The 18825-nt window shown below is 50.4% G+C and carries 18 protein-coding genes; 6 read left to right on the forward strand and 12 right to left on the reverse strand.

Annotated features, from left to right (window positions below):
- From QZR21_RS03295 to QZR21_RS03315, 5 genes are all read right to left on the reverse strand, one after another.
- On the reverse strand, nucleotides 1-721 hold a 721-nt coding region (locus QZR21_RS03295; RefSeq protein ID WP_296973742.1), incomplete at its 3' end, for an elongation factor Tu.
- 18 nt (nucleotides 722-739) lie between these two features.
- Nucleotides 740-2818: an elongation factor G gene (gene fusA, locus QZR21_RS03300; protein ID WP_296096376.1), complete on the reverse strand. Its 2079-nt coding sequence runs from the start codon at nucleotides 2816-2818 to the stop codon at nucleotides 740-742.
- A 21-nt stretch (nucleotides 2819-2839) separates the two neighbouring features.
- Nucleotides 2840-3310, reverse strand: coding sequence for a 30S ribosomal protein S7 (gene rpsG / locus QZR21_RS03305; protein ID WP_296096373.1), 471 nt, complete (start codon nucleotides 3308-3310; stop codon nucleotides 2840-2842).
- Nucleotides 3311-3365: 55 nt separating this feature from the next.
- Complete coding sequence (gene rpsL / locus QZR21_RS03310; RefSeq protein WP_008860286.1) at nucleotides 3366-3740, reverse strand: 30S ribosomal protein S12; 375 nt, start codon at nucleotides 3738-3740, stop codon at nucleotides 3366-3368.
- Nucleotides 3741-3807: 67 nt separating this feature from the next.
- Nucleotides 3808-4059: a ribosomal L7Ae/L30e/S12e/Gadd45 family protein gene (locus QZR21_RS03315; protein WP_296096370.1), complete on the reverse strand. Its 252-nt coding sequence runs from the start codon at nucleotides 4057-4059 to the stop codon at nucleotides 3808-3810.
- Nucleotides 4060-4400: 341 nt separating this feature from the next.
- Between QZR21_RS03315 and QZR21_RS03320 the strand changes: the two genes are divergently transcribed.
- The 4 genes from QZR21_RS03320 (at nucleotide 4401) to QZR21_RS03335 (ending at nucleotide 11241) form a co-directional block, all read left to right on the forward strand.
- Nucleotides 4401-4961 carry a TIGR00730 family Rossman fold protein gene (locus QZR21_RS03320; protein ID WP_296096368.1) on the forward strand — a complete coding sequence of 187 codons (561 nt, stop codon included), beginning with the start codon at nucleotides 4401-4403 and terminating at the stop codon, nucleotides 4959-4961.
- A gap of 338 nt (nucleotides 4962-5299) precedes the next feature.
- A complete protein-coding gene (locus tag QZR21_RS03325) occupies nucleotides 5300-9589 on the forward strand; it encodes an acyl-CoA dehydratase activase-related protein (protein WP_296973750.1) in 4290 nt (1429 codons plus the stop codon).
- Nucleotides 9586-10239: a TetR/AcrR family transcriptional regulator gene (locus QZR21_RS03330; protein WP_296973753.1), complete on the forward strand. Its 654-nt coding sequence runs from the start codon at nucleotides 9586-9588 to the stop codon at nucleotides 10237-10239. Before QZR21_RS03325 ends, QZR21_RS03330 begins: the two co-directional genes overlap by 4 nt.
- Before the next feature lie 312 nt (nucleotides 10240-10551).
- Nucleotides 10552-11241 carry an HAD hydrolase-like protein gene (locus QZR21_RS03335; protein WP_296096362.1) on the forward strand — a complete coding sequence of 230 codons (690 nt, stop codon included), beginning with the start codon at nucleotides 10552-10554 and terminating at the stop codon, nucleotides 11239-11241.
- Nucleotides 11242-11302: 61 nt separating this feature from the next.
- On the opposite strand, the gene QZR21_RS03340 is transcribed toward QZR21_RS03335, so the two are convergent.
- The 7 genes from QZR21_RS03340 to mltG all read right to left on the reverse strand — a co-directional run bounded on the left by QZR21_RS03340 (nucleotide 11303) and on the right by mltG (nucleotide 17278).
- Entirely contained in the window at nucleotides 11303-12748 is a 1446-nt protein-coding gene (locus tag QZR21_RS03340; RefSeq protein ID WP_296096360.1) for a nicotinate phosphoribosyltransferase, read from the reverse strand.
- Between the two features lie 114 nt (nucleotides 12749-12862).
- Nucleotides 12863-13273 carry a pyridoxamine 5'-phosphate oxidase family protein gene (locus tag QZR21_RS03345; protein WP_296096358.1) on the reverse strand — a complete coding sequence of 137 codons (411 nt, stop codon included), beginning with the start codon at nucleotides 13271-13273 and terminating at the stop codon, nucleotides 12863-12865.
- A gap of 31 nt (nucleotides 13274-13304) precedes the next feature.
- A complete protein-coding gene (locus QZR21_RS03350) occupies nucleotides 13305-13553 on the reverse strand; it encodes a DUF4911 domain-containing protein (RefSeq protein WP_296096357.1) in 249 nt (82 codons plus the stop codon).
- Nucleotides 13543-14781: a U32 family peptidase gene (locus QZR21_RS03355; RefSeq protein WP_296973759.1), complete on the reverse strand. Its 1239-nt coding sequence runs from the start codon at nucleotides 14779-14781 to the stop codon at nucleotides 13543-13545. Before QZR21_RS03355 ends, QZR21_RS03350 begins: the two co-directional genes overlap by 11 nt.
- A 415-nt stretch (nucleotides 14782-15196) precedes the next feature.
- A complete protein-coding gene (locus QZR21_RS03360; protein WP_296096352.1) occupies nucleotides 15197-15508 on the reverse strand; it encodes a four helix bundle protein in 312 nt (103 codons plus the stop codon).
- A gap of 122 nt (nucleotides 15509-15630) precedes the next feature.
- Entirely contained in the window at nucleotides 15631-16227 is a 597-nt protein-coding gene (locus QZR21_RS03365) for an O-methyltransferase (protein ID WP_296096350.1), read from the reverse strand.
- Nucleotides 16217-17278, reverse strand: a complete 1062-nt coding sequence (gene mltG, locus QZR21_RS03370; RefSeq protein ID WP_296973763.1) for an endolytic transglycosylase MltG — start codon at nucleotides 17276-17278, stop codon at nucleotides 16217-16219. Before mltG ends, QZR21_RS03365 begins: the two co-directional genes overlap by 11 nt.
- A gap of 445 nt (nucleotides 17279-17723) precedes the next feature.
- Here mltG and QZR21_RS03375 point away from each other — a divergent pair, with 445 nt between their 5' ends.
- Together QZR21_RS03375 and QZR21_RS03380 are read left to right on the forward strand one after the other, a co-directional pair.
- Nucleotides 17724-18119 (forward strand): thioesterase family protein, encoded by a 396-nt coding sequence (locus QZR21_RS03375; RefSeq protein WP_296096347.1) that lies wholly within the window; start codon nucleotides 17724-17726, stop codon nucleotides 18117-18119.
- Nucleotides 18103-18690, forward strand: coding sequence for a GNAT family N-acetyltransferase (locus QZR21_RS03380; protein WP_296096346.1), 588 nt, complete (start codon nucleotides 18103-18105; stop codon nucleotides 18688-18690). Before QZR21_RS03375 ends, QZR21_RS03380 begins: the two co-directional genes overlap by 17 nt.
- Nucleotides 18691-18825 lie beyond the last annotated feature (135 nt).

The following is an 18825-nucleotide window of genomic DNA, read 5'->3' on the forward strand; positions in this document are numbered from 1 at the left end:
CGCCTACTTTGACGGTACCACGTTCAACTCTGCCGGTAGCAACGGTGCCACGGCCGGTGATGGTGAATACGTCTTCGACAGGCATCAGGAACGGTTTATCGGTATCACGCTGAGGAGTCGGGATGTATTCGTCGACAGCCTTCATGAGATCGCGGATCTTCTGTTCATCTTCCTTGTTGCCATTAAGAGCGCCAAGAGCGGAGCCAACGATAATCGGTACTTCATCGCCCGGGTAGTCATAGGAAGAGAGGAGATCTCTGATTTCCATTTCTACGAGGTCAATCAGTTCAGGATCATCGACCTGGTCAGCTTTGTTCAGGAATACTACGATTGCCGGAACACCGACCTGTTTAGCCAGGAGGATGTGTTCACGGGTCTGGGGCATCGGGCCATCAGCTGCAGATACTACGAGGATAGCACCATCCATCTGAGCAGCACCGGTAATCATGTTCTTTACATAGTCGGCATGCCCTGGGCAGTCAACGTGTGCATAGTGGCGGGTTTCGGTTTCATATTCAACAGTGGAGGTGTTGATTGTGATACCGCGGGCTCTTTCTTCCGGAGCTTTATCGATGGAAGCGTAGTCGAGGAAGTTTGCTTTGCCTTCTTCAGCCAGTACTTTGGTGATAGCAGCGGTCAGAGTGGTTTTGCCGTGGTCGACATGGCCAATGGTGCCGATGTTAACATGGGGCTTTGTTCTTTCGTAATGAGCTTTTGCCATTTTGTTTCTCCTTAAAAATTATTTGTTTCCAAGTCTTTCTTCAGTAATCTTCTGAGAGATTGCTTTCGGAACTTCTTCGTAATGATCGAATGTCATGGTGAAGGTACCACGGCCCTGTGTGGAGCTGCGGAGAGCAGTCGCATAGCCGAACATTTCAGACAGTGGAACGAAGCCTTTGATTCTGGATTCGCCGTTTTCTGTTTCCATACCTTCAATACGGCCACGGCGGGAGTTCAGGCCGCCGATAACGTCGCCCATGTAGTCTTCCGGAACATCGACTTCTACGCTCATGTATGGTTCGAGGAGGACAGGATCAGCTTTCTTGGCACCATCTTTGAATGCCATGGAACCTGCAACTTTGAAGGCCATTTCAGAGGAGTCGACATCATGGTAAGACCCATCATATACGGTAACTTTAATATCAACCATCGGATATCCGGCAACAACGCCATCCTGCATGGCAGCTTCGACACCGGCCTGGATCGGGTTGATGAATTCCTTCGGAATTACGCCGCCCACGACTTCGTTGTCGAATTCAAAGCCCTTGCCTGCTTCCATCGGTTCAAGACGGAGCCAGCAGTGGCCGTACTGACCATGACCACCTGTCTGACGAATGAATTTACCTTCAGATTCAACAGACTTGCGGATGGTTTCACGGTAAGCAACCTGCGGTTTGCCTACGGTGCAGTCCACGTTGAATTCACGTCTCATACGATCGACGATGATATCCAGGTGGAGTTCGCCCATACCGGAAATAATGGTCTGGTTGGTTTCAGGATCCGTGTGTACCTTGAATGTCGGATCTTCTTCTGCCAGTCTCTGGAGGGCGTTGCCCATCTTTTCCTGGTCAGCTTTGGTCTTCGGTTCAACAGCAACAGAGATAACGGGATCCGGGAATTCCATTTTTTCAAGGACAATCGGATGGTCCGGGTCACAGAGTGTATCGCCGGTGGTAACATCCTTGAAGCCTACAGCTGCAGCGATATCGCCGGTGTAAGCTACATCGATTTCCTTTCTGTGGTTGGCATGCATCAGGAGGATACGGCCAACACGTTCCTTTTTGTCCTTTGTGGAGTTCAGGACATAGGTGCCCTGGTGCATTTCGCCGGAGTAAACCCGGAAATAAGCCAGTTTACCTACGAAGGGATCTGCCATGATCTTGAATGCCAGGGCTGCCAGCGGAGCGCTGTCGGATACCGGGCGTTCTTCTTCTTCGCCGTCCAGGGATGTGCCCTTGACAGGAGGAATATCCAGAGGAGATGGCAGATAGTCAATGACAGCATCCAGAAGCATCTGGATACCTTTGTTCTTGTATGCAGAGCCGCAGAATACGGGGAACAGCTGGCATGCCAGTACCTGTTTACGGATGGAAGCTTTGATTTCGTCGATGGAAATTTCTTCCCCTTCCAGGTATTTTTCAGCCAGTGCGTCATCGCCGTCGCAAGCGGCTTCGATGATCTTTTCACGGTATTCTTCGACCATGTCTTTCATATCATCGGAAACAGGTTCCTTATGATACTGTTTGCCATCGTCGCTGTCGTAAATTTCAGCTTCTCTTTCCAGCAGGTCGATGATACCTTTGAAGGTATCCTGCTTGCCGATTGGGAGCTGCATAGGGATAGCTTTGGCATGCAGACGGGTGTCGATGGTCTTTACAGCATGCAGGAAATCTGCGCCAACTGTATCCATCTTGTTGATGAATGCAATACGGGGAACATGGTAGTGGTCTGCCTGTCTCCAAACGGTTTCAGACTGGGTCTGAACGCCATCTTTTGCACTGAATACGGCAACGGAGCCATCCAGTACGCGCAGGGAACGTTCAACTTCTACTGTGAAGTCTACATGCCCTGGGGTATCAATGATGTTGACACGATAGCCTTTCCAGTGGCAGGTGGTAGCAGCAGATGTAATGGTAATACCGCGTTCCTGTTCCTGAGCCATCCAGTCCATGGTAGCTGCGCCATCATGAACTTCACCGATCTTGTGGTTTACACCGGTATAATACAGGATACGTTCCGTGGTTGTTGTCTTACCTGCATCAATGTGTGCCATGATGCCGATGTTTCTTGTTTTTTCAAGCGGAAATTCTCTGCCCACGATTTTTTCTCCTTATTAAAATTACCAGCGGTAATGAGCAAAAGCCTTGTTGGCTTCAGCCATTTTATGAGTATCTTCTTTCTTCTTTACTGCTGCGCCCGTATTGTTGTAAGCGTCCATCAGTTCACCTGCAAGACGTTCTTCCATAGTACGTTCGCTGCGCTGACGGGCATAGTTGACCATCCAGCGGATACCCAGAGTCAGACGACGGTCTGCTCTGACTTCTACCGGCACCTGATAGTTGGCGCCGCCTACACGGCGGGCACGAACTTCAACAACCGGCATAACATTATTGAGAGCCTGTTCGAAAATTTCGATCGGTTCTTTATTCAGCTTGCTGTGGCAGATATCAAATGCGCCATAGACGATAGATTCTGCGACGCCCTTCTTGCCGTCCAGCATAACCTTGTTGATGAAACGGGTTACTGTCTTATTTCCATACACGGGATCCGGCAGCACGTCACGTCTCGGAACAGCACCTTTTCTCGGCATTGTTAATTTCCTCCTTAAAACGTTGTTTGTTAGTCACATTACATATAATCTCGAATTATTTCTTTTCGCGCTTAGCGCCGTATTTGGAACGGCCCTGCTGACGTCCGGATACACCTACGGTATCGAGAGCGCCGCGGATAATGTGGTAACGAACACCTGGAAGATCCTTAACACGGCCGCCTCTGATGAGGACGACGGAGTGTTCCTGCAGGTTATGGCCTTCACCAGGAATGTAAGCAGAAACTTCGATTCCGTTGGTCAGGCGTACACGGGCTACTTTACGGAGAGCAGAGTTTGGCTTCTTCGGGGTAGCTGTGTAAACTCTTGTGCAGACGCCACGTTTCTGTGGAGACTGTTTCAGAGCCGGGGTCTTCGCTTTGGTAGCCAGAGTCTGGCGTCCTTTACGAACCAGCTGATTGATTGTCGGCAAAATGGGCACCTCCTTTCTTCAATGGTAAATTTATAATTGATCCTCCGAAGCGGAGCTTCGGAAGATATTACCGGGATTTAAGGATGGCAGCGGATGCAGCTTTCACTTTGATGCCGCAGGCACGGCCGATTTCTTTCTTCGTGAATCCCTGTTCCACAGGAATCCCTGACGACTGGCAGGCTTCCAGTAAAGGGCGGGCAATTCTTTCATCACAGTCAGAAGCAATAAATACACAGGCTGCTTCCTGTTTTTCAATAGCCCGTTCTGTTTCCTTCATGCCTACTACATGGGCAGTAGACTTCAAATCTTCCAGCGTCATTCGTCTCACCTGCTTTACAGCACACTAAATCCACGCAACATTGGAATTATACCATCACCATTGCTGGATGTCAAACATTTTTACACTCTTTTTTCTCCGTATTTATGCGCAACTTTTTTACCACGTATCCACGTGTATCATTGCTGTAAATCTGATACTCCTGATACTGTCAAATGAAAGTAAATTCACTGCCCGGGCAGAATGGCAGCAGCAGATAGGGTACGGTCCCTTTATCCCTGCGGCAGTTTCTATAATTAAGCTGAATTGATGGCTTCAGTCCTTCCGAATTCATGGTAAAATATTTAAGGTATGTTTTTTATGCACCCGAAGGAGATGTGAAAATGGCTTATAAGAACGTCGTTGTGTACTGCGGTTCCCGGGCAGGGAATAATCCTTCCTACGCCGCCCTGGCCGGACGTCTTGGTGAAGCACTTGGAAAAAATGGCTTTCACCTGATTTATGGCGGTGGGACAGTCGGCCTTATGGGGATCCTTGCCGATGCTGCCCTGACTGCAGGCGGACACGTGACAGGCATTATTCCGGAGGTTTTTATAGAAAAAGAGCAGGCCCACCGAGGATTGACCGAACTTATCGAAGTGCCTGATATGACAACGCGAAAAAAGAGACTCATGGAATCCGGAGATGCCTTTCTTGTCCTTCCCGGCGGTATAGGCACACTGGAAGAACTGGCTGATACCCTGAGCCACTATCGGATTTATTGGACTCCAGGAAATCGACCTCCCATTCTTATCATGAACCCCGATGGCATTTATGACCCTTTGAAAGAGCTGATGGCCAACTGGATGTACCGGGGATTTGCCGGCAGGGAAGACCTGTCCTCTATCCGGTTCTGTAAAACAGTGGAAGAAGTCATAGCTATCATTAAGCCCCGAAAACTATAAACAGGAAGAGGAGAAAATCAATGGAATTCCATTGATTTTCTCCTCTTTTGCTGACGGCACATTCTGAATAAAGTTTTTGATACTGCGAATTACCATAATATACTCCTGTTCATGAGCGCTCGAAAGCATCGTATACTATGTAATTTCTATGAATTTCTCAAAACCATGCATAAAAAGCATGATTTCAAACGAACGTTTTAATGTATTGGCATTGTAGGATGTATCGAAGAGTGCTAAAATATAATCGAACAAATCAATCATATGATTATAAACAACAGGACAAAATCTGTATATTCATTTTCCATACTCATGGACATGCCATGGGATAGGAGGGTTTTATGAAACCGGTTATTCATGTAGGAATCGATGTGGGATCTACCACTGTCAAAGTGGCTGCCCTGTCGCCGTACCTGAAACTTCTTTTCGGCCGTTACCAGCGGCATATGTCTGATATCCGGACAGCCACCATTCATCTGCTGAAAGAACTGCAGGAAAAATTCTCGGGATATCGTATTACCGCATCCATTTCCGGCAGCGGCGGTATGGGACTCGCAAAAATGATGGGTCTCCCGTTCTGCCAGGAAATTCTGGCTGAAACAAAGGCCATCCGTACATTCCATCCCGATACGGATGTAATCATTGAACTGGGCGGGGAGGATGAAAAAATCACCTATCTCCGAAATGGTGTGGACCAGCGGATGAATGGCGCCTGTGCCGGCGGCACCGGTGCTTTTATCGACCGCATGGCATCCCTTCTCTCCGTAGACGCAGCAGGCCTTGGCGAGCTGGCTTCCCGGGCGAAGCAGATTTACCCCATCGCTTCCCGGTGCGGCGTCTTTGCCAAGACCGATATCCAGGCTCTCCTGAATGAAGGAGTATCCCATGAAGACGTGGCCCTTTCCGTTTTTCAGGCCGTAGTAAACCAGACTATTTCCGGCCTTACCTGCGGCCGTCCGGTCCATGGTAAAGTGGCTTTTCTTGGCGGTCCACTCACGTTCCAGCCGGTTCTTCGGGAACGGTTCCAGAAGACCCTGGAACTCTCCGATGAAGACACCATCGTCCCGGCACATGGGGAACTGTACGTGGCCATCGGCGCTGCCGTCTCCGCCCGTCATGACCGGCCTATAGACCTGGACAGCTGGCTTGCCAAAGTAGAACAGGAAAAGGATGTAAGCCTTGGTACATCGAAGACCCTGCCTCCCCTCTTTGCTAATGAAGAGGAATATAAAGAATTCAAAGAACGGCACAGCCGTTTCCATGCACCCCGGGGAGACATCTCCAAAGCCAGTGGATCCGTATGGCTCGGCATTGATGCCGGTTCCACCACGATTAAAGCGGTACTGCTTGATAAAGAAGGCCGCATCCTCTATGACTACTATGGCAGTAATAAGGGAACGCCCCTGGCCGGAGCCAGGAAGATTCTCACCGACCTTTATGAGAAACTCCCTGAAGGTGTGACCATAGCCGGTGCCGGTGTCACCGGCTACGGTGAAGAACTGATTAAGCGGGCCCTGCAGACCGATGTGGGGGAAGTAGAAACAATGGCCCATTATCGGGGCGCCAAACATTTCCTTCCCGATGTGACCACTATTCTGGATATCGGCGGGCAGGACATGAAGTGCTGCCGCATCAGGGACGGAGCTGTGGATGACATTCTCCTGAATGAAGCCTGCTCCTCCGGCTGTGGTTCTTTCCTCGACACCTTCGCCCAGTCCCTGGGTATGGATATCGAAACGTTTTCCCAGATTGCACTGAAAGCACCTCACCCGGTAGATCTGGGGTCCCGGTGCACAGTCTTCATGAACTCCCGTGTCCGGGAAGCACAGAAGAATGGAGTCTCTGTGGCTGATATTTCCGCCGGCCTTTCTTACTCCGTCATCAAAAATGCCCTGTATAAGGTCATCCGCCTTCGCCGGGCTGAAGACCTGGGCAATAAAGTGGTCGTCCAGGGTGGCACATTCTATAATGATGCCGTGCTTCGAGCTTTGGAAAAGCTTCTGGGCTGCCATGTAATCCGTCCCGATGTGGCAGGCCTCATGGGAGCCTACGGTATTGCACTCATCACAAAAGACTCCTGCCCCGAAGGCCATGTATCGTCCCTGGTCACTCCGGAAGAACTGAAGTCCCTTTCCTATACCAATGAAATGAAACGGTGCCCGGGCTGCGGTAACCATTGCATGATCACCATCACCCGTTTCAACGACGGCCGGGCTTTTGTATCCGGCAACCGCTGCGAACGGGGAGCCGCCATCATGCTCACCGGCAAGAGTGCCCCCCATTCCCTGCTCCCGAACATTTACCGCTGGAAATACGATAAAATCTGGCATCGTCGGCCACTGTCACCGAAGCAGGCCTTCCGCGGCACTGTAGGCATTCCCCGTACCCTGAACATGTACGAAGATTATCCCTTCTGGCATGCTTTCTTCTCAAAGCTGGGATACCGGGTTCTCCTTTCCGGGGAACAGGTCCGTGATATTCCAACGGAAGCCATGGAAACCATTCCATCCTACTCTGAATGCTTCCCGGCCAAACTGGCCCATGCCCATGTTTATGACCTGGCAAAACACCATCCCGACTTCATCTGGTACCCCTGTATCGATAAAGGTCCTGATGAAGGGAGTACGAACAGCTACAACTGCCCAATGGTAGCTTCTTATCCTGAAAATATTCAGGCCAATATGGACGAAGTCCTCTCAAAGTACCATGCCAAGTTCTACCACCCCTTCCTGCCCCTTCACTCCGATGCCGTTGTGGGAAGGCTGAAGAAATTCTTCAAGCCCTTCAAGATTTCCGGAAGTGAAATCGAAGCCGCCGTCCTTGCAGGCCGGGCTGCAGAAAAGAAGTACATGGAAGAGCTCAAGCAGGAAACGAAACGGATTCTGAAAGAAATTAATGATAAACATCTTATCGGTATCGTCCTGGCAGGCCGTCCCTACCATGTAGACCCCACGGTGAACCACTCCATTCCAGATCTCATCAACCAGCTTGGCATGGCCGTCCTTTCCGAAGACGGTGTATCCATGGTGGGTGGTGAATTCCCAAATCTCCGGGTTATGAACCAGTGGACCTGGCACAGCCGCCTCTACAGGGCAGCGGACTATGTTACCCGCCACGCCAATCTGGAGCTGGTGGAACTCAACTCCTTCGGTTGTGGTCTGGACGCCGTGGTTACCGACCAGGTCCAGGAAATCATGAACAAGAGAGGCCGCCTCTACACCTGCCTGAAGATTGACCAGAGCCTGAATCTCGGTGCTGTCCGTATCCGTCTGCGTTCACTCAAATCAGCCATTCAGGAACGGGTAGAAGAAAATACGAAAGCCGCTCCCATCCTCTATCCGAAAGCTGAATTCACGGAAGACATGAAAAAGGATTTCACCATCCTGGTACCGGAAATGTCCCCGATTCATTTCCCGCTGATTGAAGCAGCGGCCAAAAGCGGCGGATACAAAGTCAAAGTTCTACCACTGGTACGGGCAGATATCGATGAAGGTCTGTCCTGTGTCAATAACGATGCCTGCTATCCGGCCATTATCACCATCGGTTCTCTCATGCGGGCCCTGAAGTCCGGGGAGTACGACCTGAACAAAACGGCCCTCATGATGTCCCAGACCGGCGGCATGTGCCGGGCATCGAACTACATCGGCTTCATCCATAAGGCTCTGGATGCGGAAGGCCTCTCCCAGATTCCTGTAATTTCCCTGAATACCCACGGTTTCGAACCGCAGCCGGGATTCAAGCTGACCCCGGGGCTTGGTATCAAGCTGATCCAGGCCGTGGTCTACGGCGATGCCCTGCAGCAATGTCTCTACCGTACCCGCCCCTACGAAAAAGAACCGGGCAGCGCAGAGACTCTCTACCGGCAGTGGCAAAAGAAAGCGGCTGAGGCTATCCTGAACGGTGAATCTTACCACGAATACAAGAAGAATATTTCCGGCATCATCAAAGATTTTGACCGCCTGCCCCTGGCAGATACACCGCGGCGTCCTCGAATCGGCATTGTCGGAGAAATTTACGTCAAATTCAGCCCCATTGCAAGCAATGATATCGTTCACGCCATCGAAGCCAATGGCGGGGAAGCAGAAACAAGCGGCATGCTGGACTTCTTCCTGTACGGATCCCTGGACAGCCACTTCCAGCACAAAGAAATGGATGGCAGCTTCAAGGATGACCTGAAGGGGACCTTCACCCGTTACCTCATCGAATGGTACAGGAAGCCTCTGGAGAAAGCACTGAAGAACTCTAAACGGTTCCATGAAATCACCCCCATCGATAAGCTGGCCAAACGGGCATCCCAATATCTGTCTCTGGGTAACCGGGCCGGAGAAGGATGGTTCCTCACGGCTGATATGATTGATCTTCTCTACCATGAATGCCGAGGCGTTGTATGCCTGCAGCCCTTTGCCTGCCTGCCGAACCACATTACCGGAGAAGGAATGATTCATAAACTCCATTCTGCTTATCCGGAGGCGGTCTTCCTGGCACTTGACTGCGATGCCAGCGCCAGCGAAGTAAACCAGGCCAATCGCCTGAAGCTGATGATGAATGCACTTACAGAGAAAGCGGAAGCGCCAGAAGATATGTCGTTTATCAGGAAAACCATGAGCATTAGAAAGGGCACCACATTATGAGCGCAAAAAAACTGACCGATAAAGGTGAAAAAGTACGGGATAAAATGATTGCTACCACCGTCCGTATCTTACAGCAGCAGGGTTTCAAAAAAGCAACGGTTCGAACCATTGCTAAAGAGGCTGGCGTGAATATTGCGTCTGTACGCTATTACTTCGGCTCCAAAGAAGAACTCATCGGCTGTGCGTTAGAGTATATGATGGGAAACCTGGAAAACATCGTAGCCTATCTCGATGATCCCCGTTACAGCGCCAGGGAACGGATGAAGAAATATATCCTTTCCTACTTTCACCTGTCCCGTCAGTATCCGGCCCTGTTCCGATCTATTTCCAATCCTTCCAGTGAAGAAGCAAAAGATACTTATTTCATTTACCTTTCTCTCCTCCATAGTCAGTGCTGGGAGAAAGTCATTCGAAATATTGCAGAAATCACCGGCTACACCGATGAAAAGGATCTGGAACTGAAGGCCATGCAAATCTTCTCGGCCGTAGAATTTCCAATTATTCTGGAAAGTAATTGGAGTAACTCTTTCATATCCGGCTACACCGACGAGGAAACCATAGAACGGTACGTGGATATCCTTTTGGATAACCTTGATGAAAAAAAAGAGACAAACCAGTACCTGAAGGAAATCCTGCAGGGAGCAAAATAAAAATTGGCGGTGCCCGGATACAGAGCACCGCCAATTTCAGTATGTCGAGCCATTGGATTCGTCGCTAACGAATAGAGTTAAGGAAGCGCTGATTATTTCGCAGAATCAGAAATAATCAGCGCTTCCCCGGCGGCTAACAGCTGCCCCCCCGCACGAATGACTCTATTCAGCAACATGCAGATTCACTGCGAAACGGCTGTCCAACTCAAGGCCCAAGGTCACTTCACTGCGCAAGGCTTGCGGCTCTACCTGTCAGCACGCTAAATACAACACCAACAGCTCTACAATCTGCCATTGAATGAAAGGAACAGCATGAACCATTACAAATACTTTCTCTTCGACCTGGACGGCACCATTTCTGAATCTGCCCCAGGGATCATCAAAGCCGTACAGTATGGACTGGATGCCGTGGGTATCCACGAAACAGACAAGGAAAGATTGAGTACCTTTATCGGGCCGCCCCTGAATGTACAGATGAAAAAACTCTACCACATGTCCGATAAGGACATCGTCACAGCGGTCACAAAATTCCGGGAACTCTATGAAACAAAGGGAATCTTTGACTGCCGTCCCTATCCCGGTCTGGATATGCTCCTCCCCAGTGCAGTGGAATCAGGACACATCCTGGCCGTAGCATCCAGTAAACCGGAACCTTTTGTGAAAGAAATCATCGGCCATTTCGGATTTGCCCCCTTCTTCTCCGTCATCTGCGGCAGCGATATAGGAGACGAACTGAAAAAGCGGGCTGTTATCAGCCAGAAAGCCCGTATCATCCGAAAAGCTATGGGAAAATTGGAAGAAAAAGGATATGCCCATAATGACCTGTGGCAGCACACCGTGATGATTGGGGATACATCCTATGACATAGACGGAGCCAAAGAGAACCACCTGCCCTCCATCGGCTGTACCTATGGCTACGGTTCCCGAAAGGAACTCGAAGCAGCCGGTGCAGACTGTATTGTTTCCTCGGTCAAAGAGCTGACCGGTGTTCTTTTATCCTGAAAATGAATGGTATCCTGAAATCAGAAAGGAGCCTGTGAAACTGCTCACAGGCTCCTTTTGATTATTTCTTTTTCAGGTCTTCTTCAATAATATGGCTCTTCAAATCCTGCAGTTTATCGGACAGATTGATCTCCATAACATTTGGATTGACCAGCCTCGTATATTCCGGCCACAGGGTCTTCATCTGCCGGTTAGCGTAGTCAATAATTTCAGGAAGGGTCGGAAGTTTCACAGCCTTCCCACCAATCATGACGGGCTGCAGCATATCCACGCAGGTATAGGTTCCTGCCTTCAGTTCCTTCTTCCTCCATTTAGCGGATTCCGTGACAAGCGTGAAATCTCCACCGTCCGGGAAAGGCTCATCATTCAGACAGACCAGATCCGTAATCATTTTGCCGGTGCCCTTTTTATAGAACCGGCGGACCCCTTTGATACCGGGGTTTGTCATCTTGCTCACATCATTGGAAATCTTCATCACCGGTTCGAAGGAGTCTCCCTTTTCCCGGGCGCTCATTTTGAAGACACCACCCAGGGCAGAGGTGCCATCGGCGGTAATGATCTTGGTTCCCACACCCCAGCTGGTGACGGTGCAGCCCTGTTCCTTCAGGGACTGGATAATGTATTCATCCAGGTCATTGGAGCCAGAAATAATGGCATCCGGGAATCCCGCTTCCCGGAACATTCGGCTTGCCTCCTGGGACAGATATCCCAGATCCCCGCTGTCGATACGGATACCGTATTTCTTCGGCAGCTGTCCCTTGGCCTTCAGTTCCTTGAACACCTGGATGGCATGAGGTACTCCCAGCTCCAGTACATTATAGGTATCCGCCAGTAGAATCAGGTTATCATGGTACTGTTTCACATATTCTTCGAAGGCTTCCAGTTCCGTGTCAAAGCTCATGACCCAGCTGTGGGCCATGGTGCCCAGTACGGGGATGCCGAAGAGCTTACCGGCTTCCACATTGGAGGTGCCATTGAAACCACCGATCATGGACGCCCGAGCTCCCCATAGGCCGGCAGAATGGCCCTGGGCCCGGCGCAGGCCGAATTCCATGAGCGCGTCATGGGGCGCCACGGTCCGCACCCGGCGGCACTTGGTGGCGATAAGGCTTTCATGGTTCATGATCATGGAAAGTCCCGTCTCCAGCAGCATAGCTTCTGTAGTGGTCCCTTCGAAGCGGAGAAGCAGTTCTCCCGGGAAAGCTACAGTCCCTTCAGGCATGGCGTAAATATTGCCGGTAAAGTGAAAATGGGAAAGGTAATCCAGAAATTCCGGATAAAAAATATGAAGGCTCCGGAGATATTCGATGTCTTCGGGGCTATAGGTGAAATTCTTCACGAAATCCACCAGGTGGGAGAGCCCGGCCACCACCGTATATCCCCCATTAAAAGGATTCTGCCGGTAAAAACGATCAAAAACAACTTTCCGTTCATGCATGCCCTTCTTGAAAAGAGCATTGGTCATTGTAAGCTGGTATAAATCTGTAATCAATCCATTGGAAGCCATAATATCCCAATATCCCCCTTATGTTTTTATTGTCAAGACAATGTCTTTGATTGTCTATTATAGCACGAAGTGATGGTAAACGACAGAAAAACATCCTGCATAGGGAAGCTATTTTTACAGTTCCATATCCTTTTCCCTGCCATCATTCCTGTCTTCGATACGCACGGTACCTCCTTCCAGGGAAAAGACTACCATATCCCTGTCCCCGATGAGGCCCATGTCTTCGATATCATCTTTGCAGGCTTTCCTCATGGTGTCCCTGGTTTCCGGTGATGTTTCTTCTTTCAGCCAGCCCCGGATGGAAATCCAGGACTTATCCGGATGGCGGGCACTGATTTCCACTCTCCGGTTCACCATGACTTCATGGTATAAATCTGAATCCCGGCTCATAAAAAAGCAGAGCTTCCCCTCTGTCACGCAGACGCCGCTCATGGGCCGTACCCGGGGCTGGGTACCGTCTTCCGTGGCCATATAAAATACTTCACATTCCCGTAAATATTCCAGGACAATCCTTACATTTTCCAATTGAAAGACCTCTTTCCCAGAAACATTTCTTTTACTTTTTCAGGTCCCGCAGTGCTTCCTCCCGGTTCGACAGGATTTTCACCTTCACGTCCGGCAGGTGGGTCAATACATCAATGACGATGTCCCTGGTATCGGCGGTGGAATTGATCTGGCAGGTGGCCCGCTTCGCATCCAGGGTGGTGAGGACACCCAGATATTCGTAGCCCTCGATGATGCGGTTCACATAATTCACCTCGGACGGCGGGATTTCGATATAAACCCTTGTATCTTCATTTTCCATTTCCGGCTCTCCTCCTCAAAATCGTAAATGCCGGCAGAAGCACATCCCCCTTCAGGGTCAGTTCTTCCAGGGGATGGGGCGCTTTTTCCACAGCTTCCCCGTCTCCGTTTACCAGTCCTTCTACTTTTATAAGGCCCACCTGTCCCTTCGGTGTCAGATATTCCAGAATTTCTCCCACCCGGAAATGGTTCCTCTGCTGCACCCGATTGGTATGGTTCCTTTGGTCCTCCGCCAGAATGAGTCCCACGAAATCATAGGGCTGCTCGGGTTGGGACTTCACATATTCCTGGGCGCTGTGGTCAGGATTCTGGAAAGCAAAGGCCGTAGTATAGGGACGGTGGGATACTTTTTCCAGTTCCTCCCGCCATTCCAGCCGCACCCGGTACGCCCCGCCTTCCGCATAATAGGCGTCGATAGCCTTCCGATAAGCTGCCGTCACCGCTGCCACATAGTATACGCTCTTCATGCGGCCTTCGATTTTCAGGGAAGAAGCGCCGCCCTCGATGAGTTCGGGGATATGATCGATCATGCAGAGATCCTTGCTGTTGAAAATATAGGTGCCATGATCATCTTCCTCCACCGGCCAGTACTGCCCGGGTCGGGATTCTTCCATCACCGAGTAACGGAACCGGCAGGCTTGGATACATTCGCCCCGGTTCGACTGGCGTCGGCCGTTGGTAAAGAAATTGGACAGGAGGCAGCGGCCGGACCAGGAAATGCACATGGCTCCGTGGCCGAATACTTCCAGCTCAATATCCACTTTTTTCCGAATATCCGCCATTTCTTTGACCGACACTTCCCGGGCAAGGACCACCCGGGAGGCGCCCAGGTCTTTCCATACCTTCACAGTCCGCCAGTTGGCGGAACTGGCCTGGGTGGACACGTGGATAGGAAGATTCGGTGCCACTTCCCGGCAGAGGGAAAAGACGCCGAGGTCCGAAATGAGGGCCGCATCCACATGGATATCCTGCAGGAATTTCAGGTACTCATCCATTCCTGCCAGGTCCTCGTTTCTGGGAATGATATTCACTGTGACGTAGACCTTCTTCCCCAGGTTATGGGCATACTTCACGGCCTCTTCCATTTCCTCCCGGCTGAAATTCCCGCCGTAAGCTCGAAGGCCGAAGCCTTTCCCCGCCAGGTATACCGCATCTGCCCCGTAGAGCAGGGCCATTTTCATCTTTTCCATCGTCCCCGCCGGAGCGAGAAGCTCGAGTTTTTGAGTCATATAAATATGTTATCCTTTTGTAAAATAAAGACAGATGATTAATTAGGAATGAGGAATTAGGAATGAGGAATGATGGTGTGCCGCGTCAGATTAGATAGCGGCACAAAGTTTTGATCATTTTTCCTCTTTTGTACCATAGAGACTTGTTCCACAATGAATCAGGAATGAGAAATGTTGATGTGCCGTGTCAAATCAGGTAACGGCACAAGGCTTTGATTGTTTTCCCCTTGTGTACTATAGAGACTTATTTCACAATGAATCAGGAATGAGGAATAGTTGTGTGCCGCATCAGGTTATGCGGTGGCACAGATCGCTATTGAATTTATACCTCCATTCACTGTTCGTAAAGCAAGTATGTTTCTGATCAGGGCTGAAGATTCTTTCTTGTTGTTTTGGTGATGGAGGCAAGGATGCGCTAAATTTCCATGCATTCTTCCTTCATCATACCATACTGTTCCTTCGATATATATCCGACTTCTGACAGCAGTTCCAGCCAGTAAAGGGTTTCATTGCATTCCTTATAAGATATGTACATTTTAAGGAGAAAATCTTTCTTGCTGATGGCATGTTCCGCTTCAATGATGTTTGCCCCAATGCTCGTCCCGGAACGACCAACCTGCTGGACAATAAAAAAGGGACGTTTCTGATCGGTCAGCATCTGCACCAATTGCATAATATGGACAGCAAAGCATTTGCTCTTTTTTACAATCATATTTTCACGGGTCATAGGCCCTCCCCATAGAACGCACGATGAAGATTATCAACCATTTTATAATTTTTGCCAAATTCTCTAAGACTGCGGCGCTATATGATTTGTGCGCCGCCACCTTCATTCCTAATTTCTAAATCCTAATTCCTAATTTTCACGCTTATTGCCATTCCATCCCCTTCTTCGTGAATGACGGTCTTATAGTTTGCTGTGACATAGTCCATGTACTCCCGGAGCCGGATTACCAGTGTCCGGTAACGGTGGGGAACCGGACCTTTTGCCCTGACCAGTCCCCGGAAAAGGACATTGTCCGCGGCAATCACCGCTTTTTCAGAAAGGAGAGGCTCTATGGCCTTAAGTTCCCGAAGATACTGTCCCTTGGGCCCATCGAGAAATACGAAATCATAGGGTCCCTGGAGCGTCGGTATCACAAAGGAGGCATCCCCCAGATGACAGTGAATACGGTTTGCCATGCCGGCCCTCTCCATGGTCTTTTCGGCAACGGCATGGCGGGTTTCATCCACTTCCACCGTGTCGATTTCTGCCTTGGGAAACTTTTTTCCCAGGAGAAGAGCGGAATAGCCGATGGCTGTCCCGATTTCCAGGATTTTTCGAGGATTTACTTCGGCAGCTGCTGCGAGGAGCAGATTTCTTTCTGCTTCCCGCAGGATAGGTACATGGTCTTTCTCTGCCAGCATTTCCAGTTCTGTTTTCAAAATATGCCAATCATTGTCCATAGATATTCGCTGTCTCCGCCTGGTGTTCTTCGTATGTTTTCGTGAATACATGGTGCCCGTCGGGCTGGGCTACATAATAGAGGTACTCTCCCGGCTCTGCATCCAGCACGGCCAGGATGGCATCCATGCCGGGGCTTCCGATGGGACCCGGCGGGAGGCCTTTATGGGTATAGGTATTATAGGGAGAATCGATGCGGATATCCGCCAGGGTGAGTTCTTCCTTCTGGCTGCCCAATGCATACTGGATGGTGGCATCGATCTGGAGAGGCATACCCAGCTGCAGCCGTTTCAACATGACCGAAGCAATGGGAACCTGATCTTCCTTGAACCGGGCTTCCCGTTCCACCATGGACGCCAGTGTCAGGAGGTCATGGAGAGTCATGTGCTTTTCCGCCGCCCGTTTCCGGATGTCCGGGGTCAGCATGTCATCAGTCCGCTTATACATCATATCGCAGATCTGGCGGGCCGTGTATTCCTTCGGAATATTATAGGTGTCTGCAAAGAGGAATCCTTCCCCCTTCACCGGTGCCGCCACCGGACCGTACTGGTATTTCAGAGGACCATAGGCAGCGGCTTCTTTCTCAAAATCCCCAGCCCCCACTATATCCGTCTGCTTCAGAAGTTCGGCAATCTGGTGAACCGTGTAACCCTCTGGCACCGTCACAAAGGCGGACTCCGTTTCTCCGGACTGCAGTTTGGCCATGGCCTCTTTCACTGTGAGTCCCTGCTTCATCTTGTACGTACCGCTTTGGAGATTTTTCCCGTTTCCCAGGACTCGGGTATAGAGCCGAAACAGTCCGGCACTGCGGATGACCCCTTTCTTTTCCAGGGTATCCGCAATATCCCGGCCTGTAGCATTCCTTGGCACGTCTACGGAAGCAGTCCCATGAAGAGCTACCCGGTCAAAGCTATAGAAATATACCCCTCCCAGGACAAGGGCAATCATCACAAGTACCAGGGCCACCAGGGAATAGAACTTTTTCTTCTCTCCTGGGAGGGAAGAAAATTCCTTTTTCCGGTTCGTGTCGGGTTCTTTTTCCTTATCTTCCATACAGCACCTCTATCAGGTTGAAAACTTTAAATTCTAAAAGAATTCCCTATATTATAACATATTTATTACTATGTTTATCACTGCCCGCTTTCGGTGGCTGACAGGAAGGACTATTGCGGTTTGTCGAGCTGATGTGTTCGGTGCAGATGGGTAGAGCCATTCGCATGGAGCTTCCAGCTTCTGGCTGCCAGCTTCTAGGAAAACTGATTCGCCTGCGGCGCTTTCCATCTGTTGTTTCCGCCAGTCATTCGTGCCGTAGGCTGACCAGCTTTCCTAGAAGCTAGGAGCTGGCAGCTAGAAGCCCCCGCACGAATGACTCTATCCGTAAGCATTGCCCTAACAGCTCGATAAACTGAAATTGGCAGTCGTTTTCCTTCTGACCAATCCATCCTCCCGCCGATATGCTACAATGAAACTGCAAAGCATAGTCCAAGGAGGAATGATCATGATTATCAAAGGAATTACTGCACAGATTTCACACGTGGTCACAGAGAAGGAAACCGCTACCGTTGTAAGGAGTGGCTCCCTGCCGGTACTGGCTACGCCGGTTCTCTCTGCGGTCATGGAAGAGGCGGCCTGCAAGGCCCTTGCCCCATTCCTGAAGGAGGAAGAAACCACCGTAGGTGGATCCATGAATCTCATGCACAAAGCTCCTACCTTGCCGGGGCATACCATAACAGCCACCGCCACGGTGACAGAGGTAAAGGGGAAGAAGATTTCCTTCCACATCACCGCTGCCGATGAAAACGGGGACATCGGGGAAGCGGACCACGACCGTTTCCTGGTGGATAGCCGCCGGTTCATGGAGAAAGCAGAGAAAAGAAATGGAAGCAGCCATTAAACAGGAACCGGTCATCCGCCTGGCCACCCCAAACGATGCGGAGGCCCTTCTTGCCATCTATGCTCCCTACGTGAGGGATACGGCCATTACCTTTGAATACGATGTGCCGGCGCTTCCTGAATTCCGAAAGCGCATCGAAAGTATCCTTGAAAAGTACCCCTACCTGGTAGCGGAAAGAAATGGCATTCCCACAGGCTATGCCTATGCGGGGCCTTTTCATCCAAGAGCCGCCTACCAGCATAGCGCAGAGCTGTCCATCTACCTTTCACAGGACAGCCGGGGACAGGGCATCGGAAAAGCACTGTACCGCCATCTGGAAGAAATTCTGCTTTCCCAGGGCGTATACAATCTGGAAGCCTGTATCACCTTGGCTGAAAAGGGTGATCCTTACGTTCCCTCAACAAGTCCTCTCTTCCACAGGGCGCTCGGATTCCGGACAGTGGCCCGTTTCACCCAATGCGGATACAAGTTCGGCCGCTGGTTTGACGTAATATGGATGGAAAAGCTCATAGGACAAAGGCCTGTCCATCCGGAGCCTTTCATTCCTTTTCCGGAGCTGGCAAAGAGATAAACTGAACCAGCCAATTGCGGTTTGTCGAGCTGCTGAAGAAGTGCTGATGGATAGAGTCATTCGTGCGGAGCTTCTAGCTGCTAGCCTCTAGCTACTAGGAAAGCTCTACAGCCTACGGCACGAATGACTGGCGGG

The sequence above is a fragment of the uncultured Dialister sp. genome (assembly GCF_900541605.1).
Classification (GTDB): Bacteria; Bacillota; Negativicutes; order Veillonellales; family Dialisteraceae; genus Dialister.

Excerpts from the sequence above, each read along its gene's own strand:
- rpsG (WP_296096373.1), bottom strand. The coding sequence starts at position 3,310 with ATGCCGAGAAAAGGTGCTGTTCCGAGACGTGACGTGCTGCCGGATCCC.
- QZR21_RS03315 (WP_296096370.1), bottom strand. The coding sequence starts at position 4,059 with ATGACGCTGGAAGATTTGAAGTCTACTGCCCATGTAGTAGGCATGAAG.
- QZR21_RS03320 (WP_296096368.1), top strand. The coding sequence starts at position 4,401 with ATGGCTTATAAGAACGTCGTTGTGTACTGCGGTTCCCGGGCAGGGAAT.
- QZR21_RS03325 (WP_296973750.1), top strand. The coding sequence starts at position 5,300 with ATGAAACCGGTTATTCATGTAGGAATCGATGTGGGATCTACCACTGTC.
- QZR21_RS03330 (WP_296973753.1), top strand. The coding sequence starts at position 9,586 with ATGAGCGCAAAAAAACTGACCGATAAAGGTGAAAAAGTACGGGATAAA.
- QZR21_RS03335 (WP_296096362.1), top strand. The coding sequence starts at position 10,552 with ATGAACCATTACAAATACTTTCTCTTCGACCTGGACGGCACCATTTCT.
- QZR21_RS03340 (WP_296096360.1), bottom strand. The coding sequence starts at position 12,748 with ATGGCTTCCAATGGATTGATTACAGATTTATACCAGCTTACAATGACC.
- QZR21_RS03350 (WP_296096357.1), bottom strand. The coding sequence starts at position 13,553 with ATGGAAAATGAAGATACAAGGGTTTATATCGAAATCCCGCCGTCCGAG.
- QZR21_RS03355 (WP_296973759.1), bottom strand. The coding sequence starts at position 14,781 with ATGACTCAAAAACTCGAGCTTCTCGCTCCGGCGGGGACGATGGAAAAG.
- QZR21_RS03360 (WP_296096352.1), bottom strand. The coding sequence starts at position 15,508 with ATGACCCGTGAAAATATGATTGTAAAAAAGAGCAAATGCTTTGCTGTC.
- QZR21_RS03365 (WP_296096350.1), bottom strand. The coding sequence starts at position 16,227 with ATGGACAATGATTGGCATATTTTGAAAACAGAACTGGAAATGCTGGCA.
- mltG (WP_296973763.1), bottom strand. The coding sequence starts at position 17,278 with ATGGAAGATAAGGAAAAAGAACCCGACACGAACCGGAAAAAGGAATTT.
- QZR21_RS03375 (WP_296096347.1), top strand. The coding sequence starts at position 17,724 with ATGATTATCAAAGGAATTACTGCACAGATTTCACACGTGGTCACAGAG.
- QZR21_RS03380 (WP_296096346.1), top strand. The coding sequence starts at position 18,103 with ATGGAAGCAGCCATTAAACAGGAACCGGTCATCCGCCTGGCCACCCCA.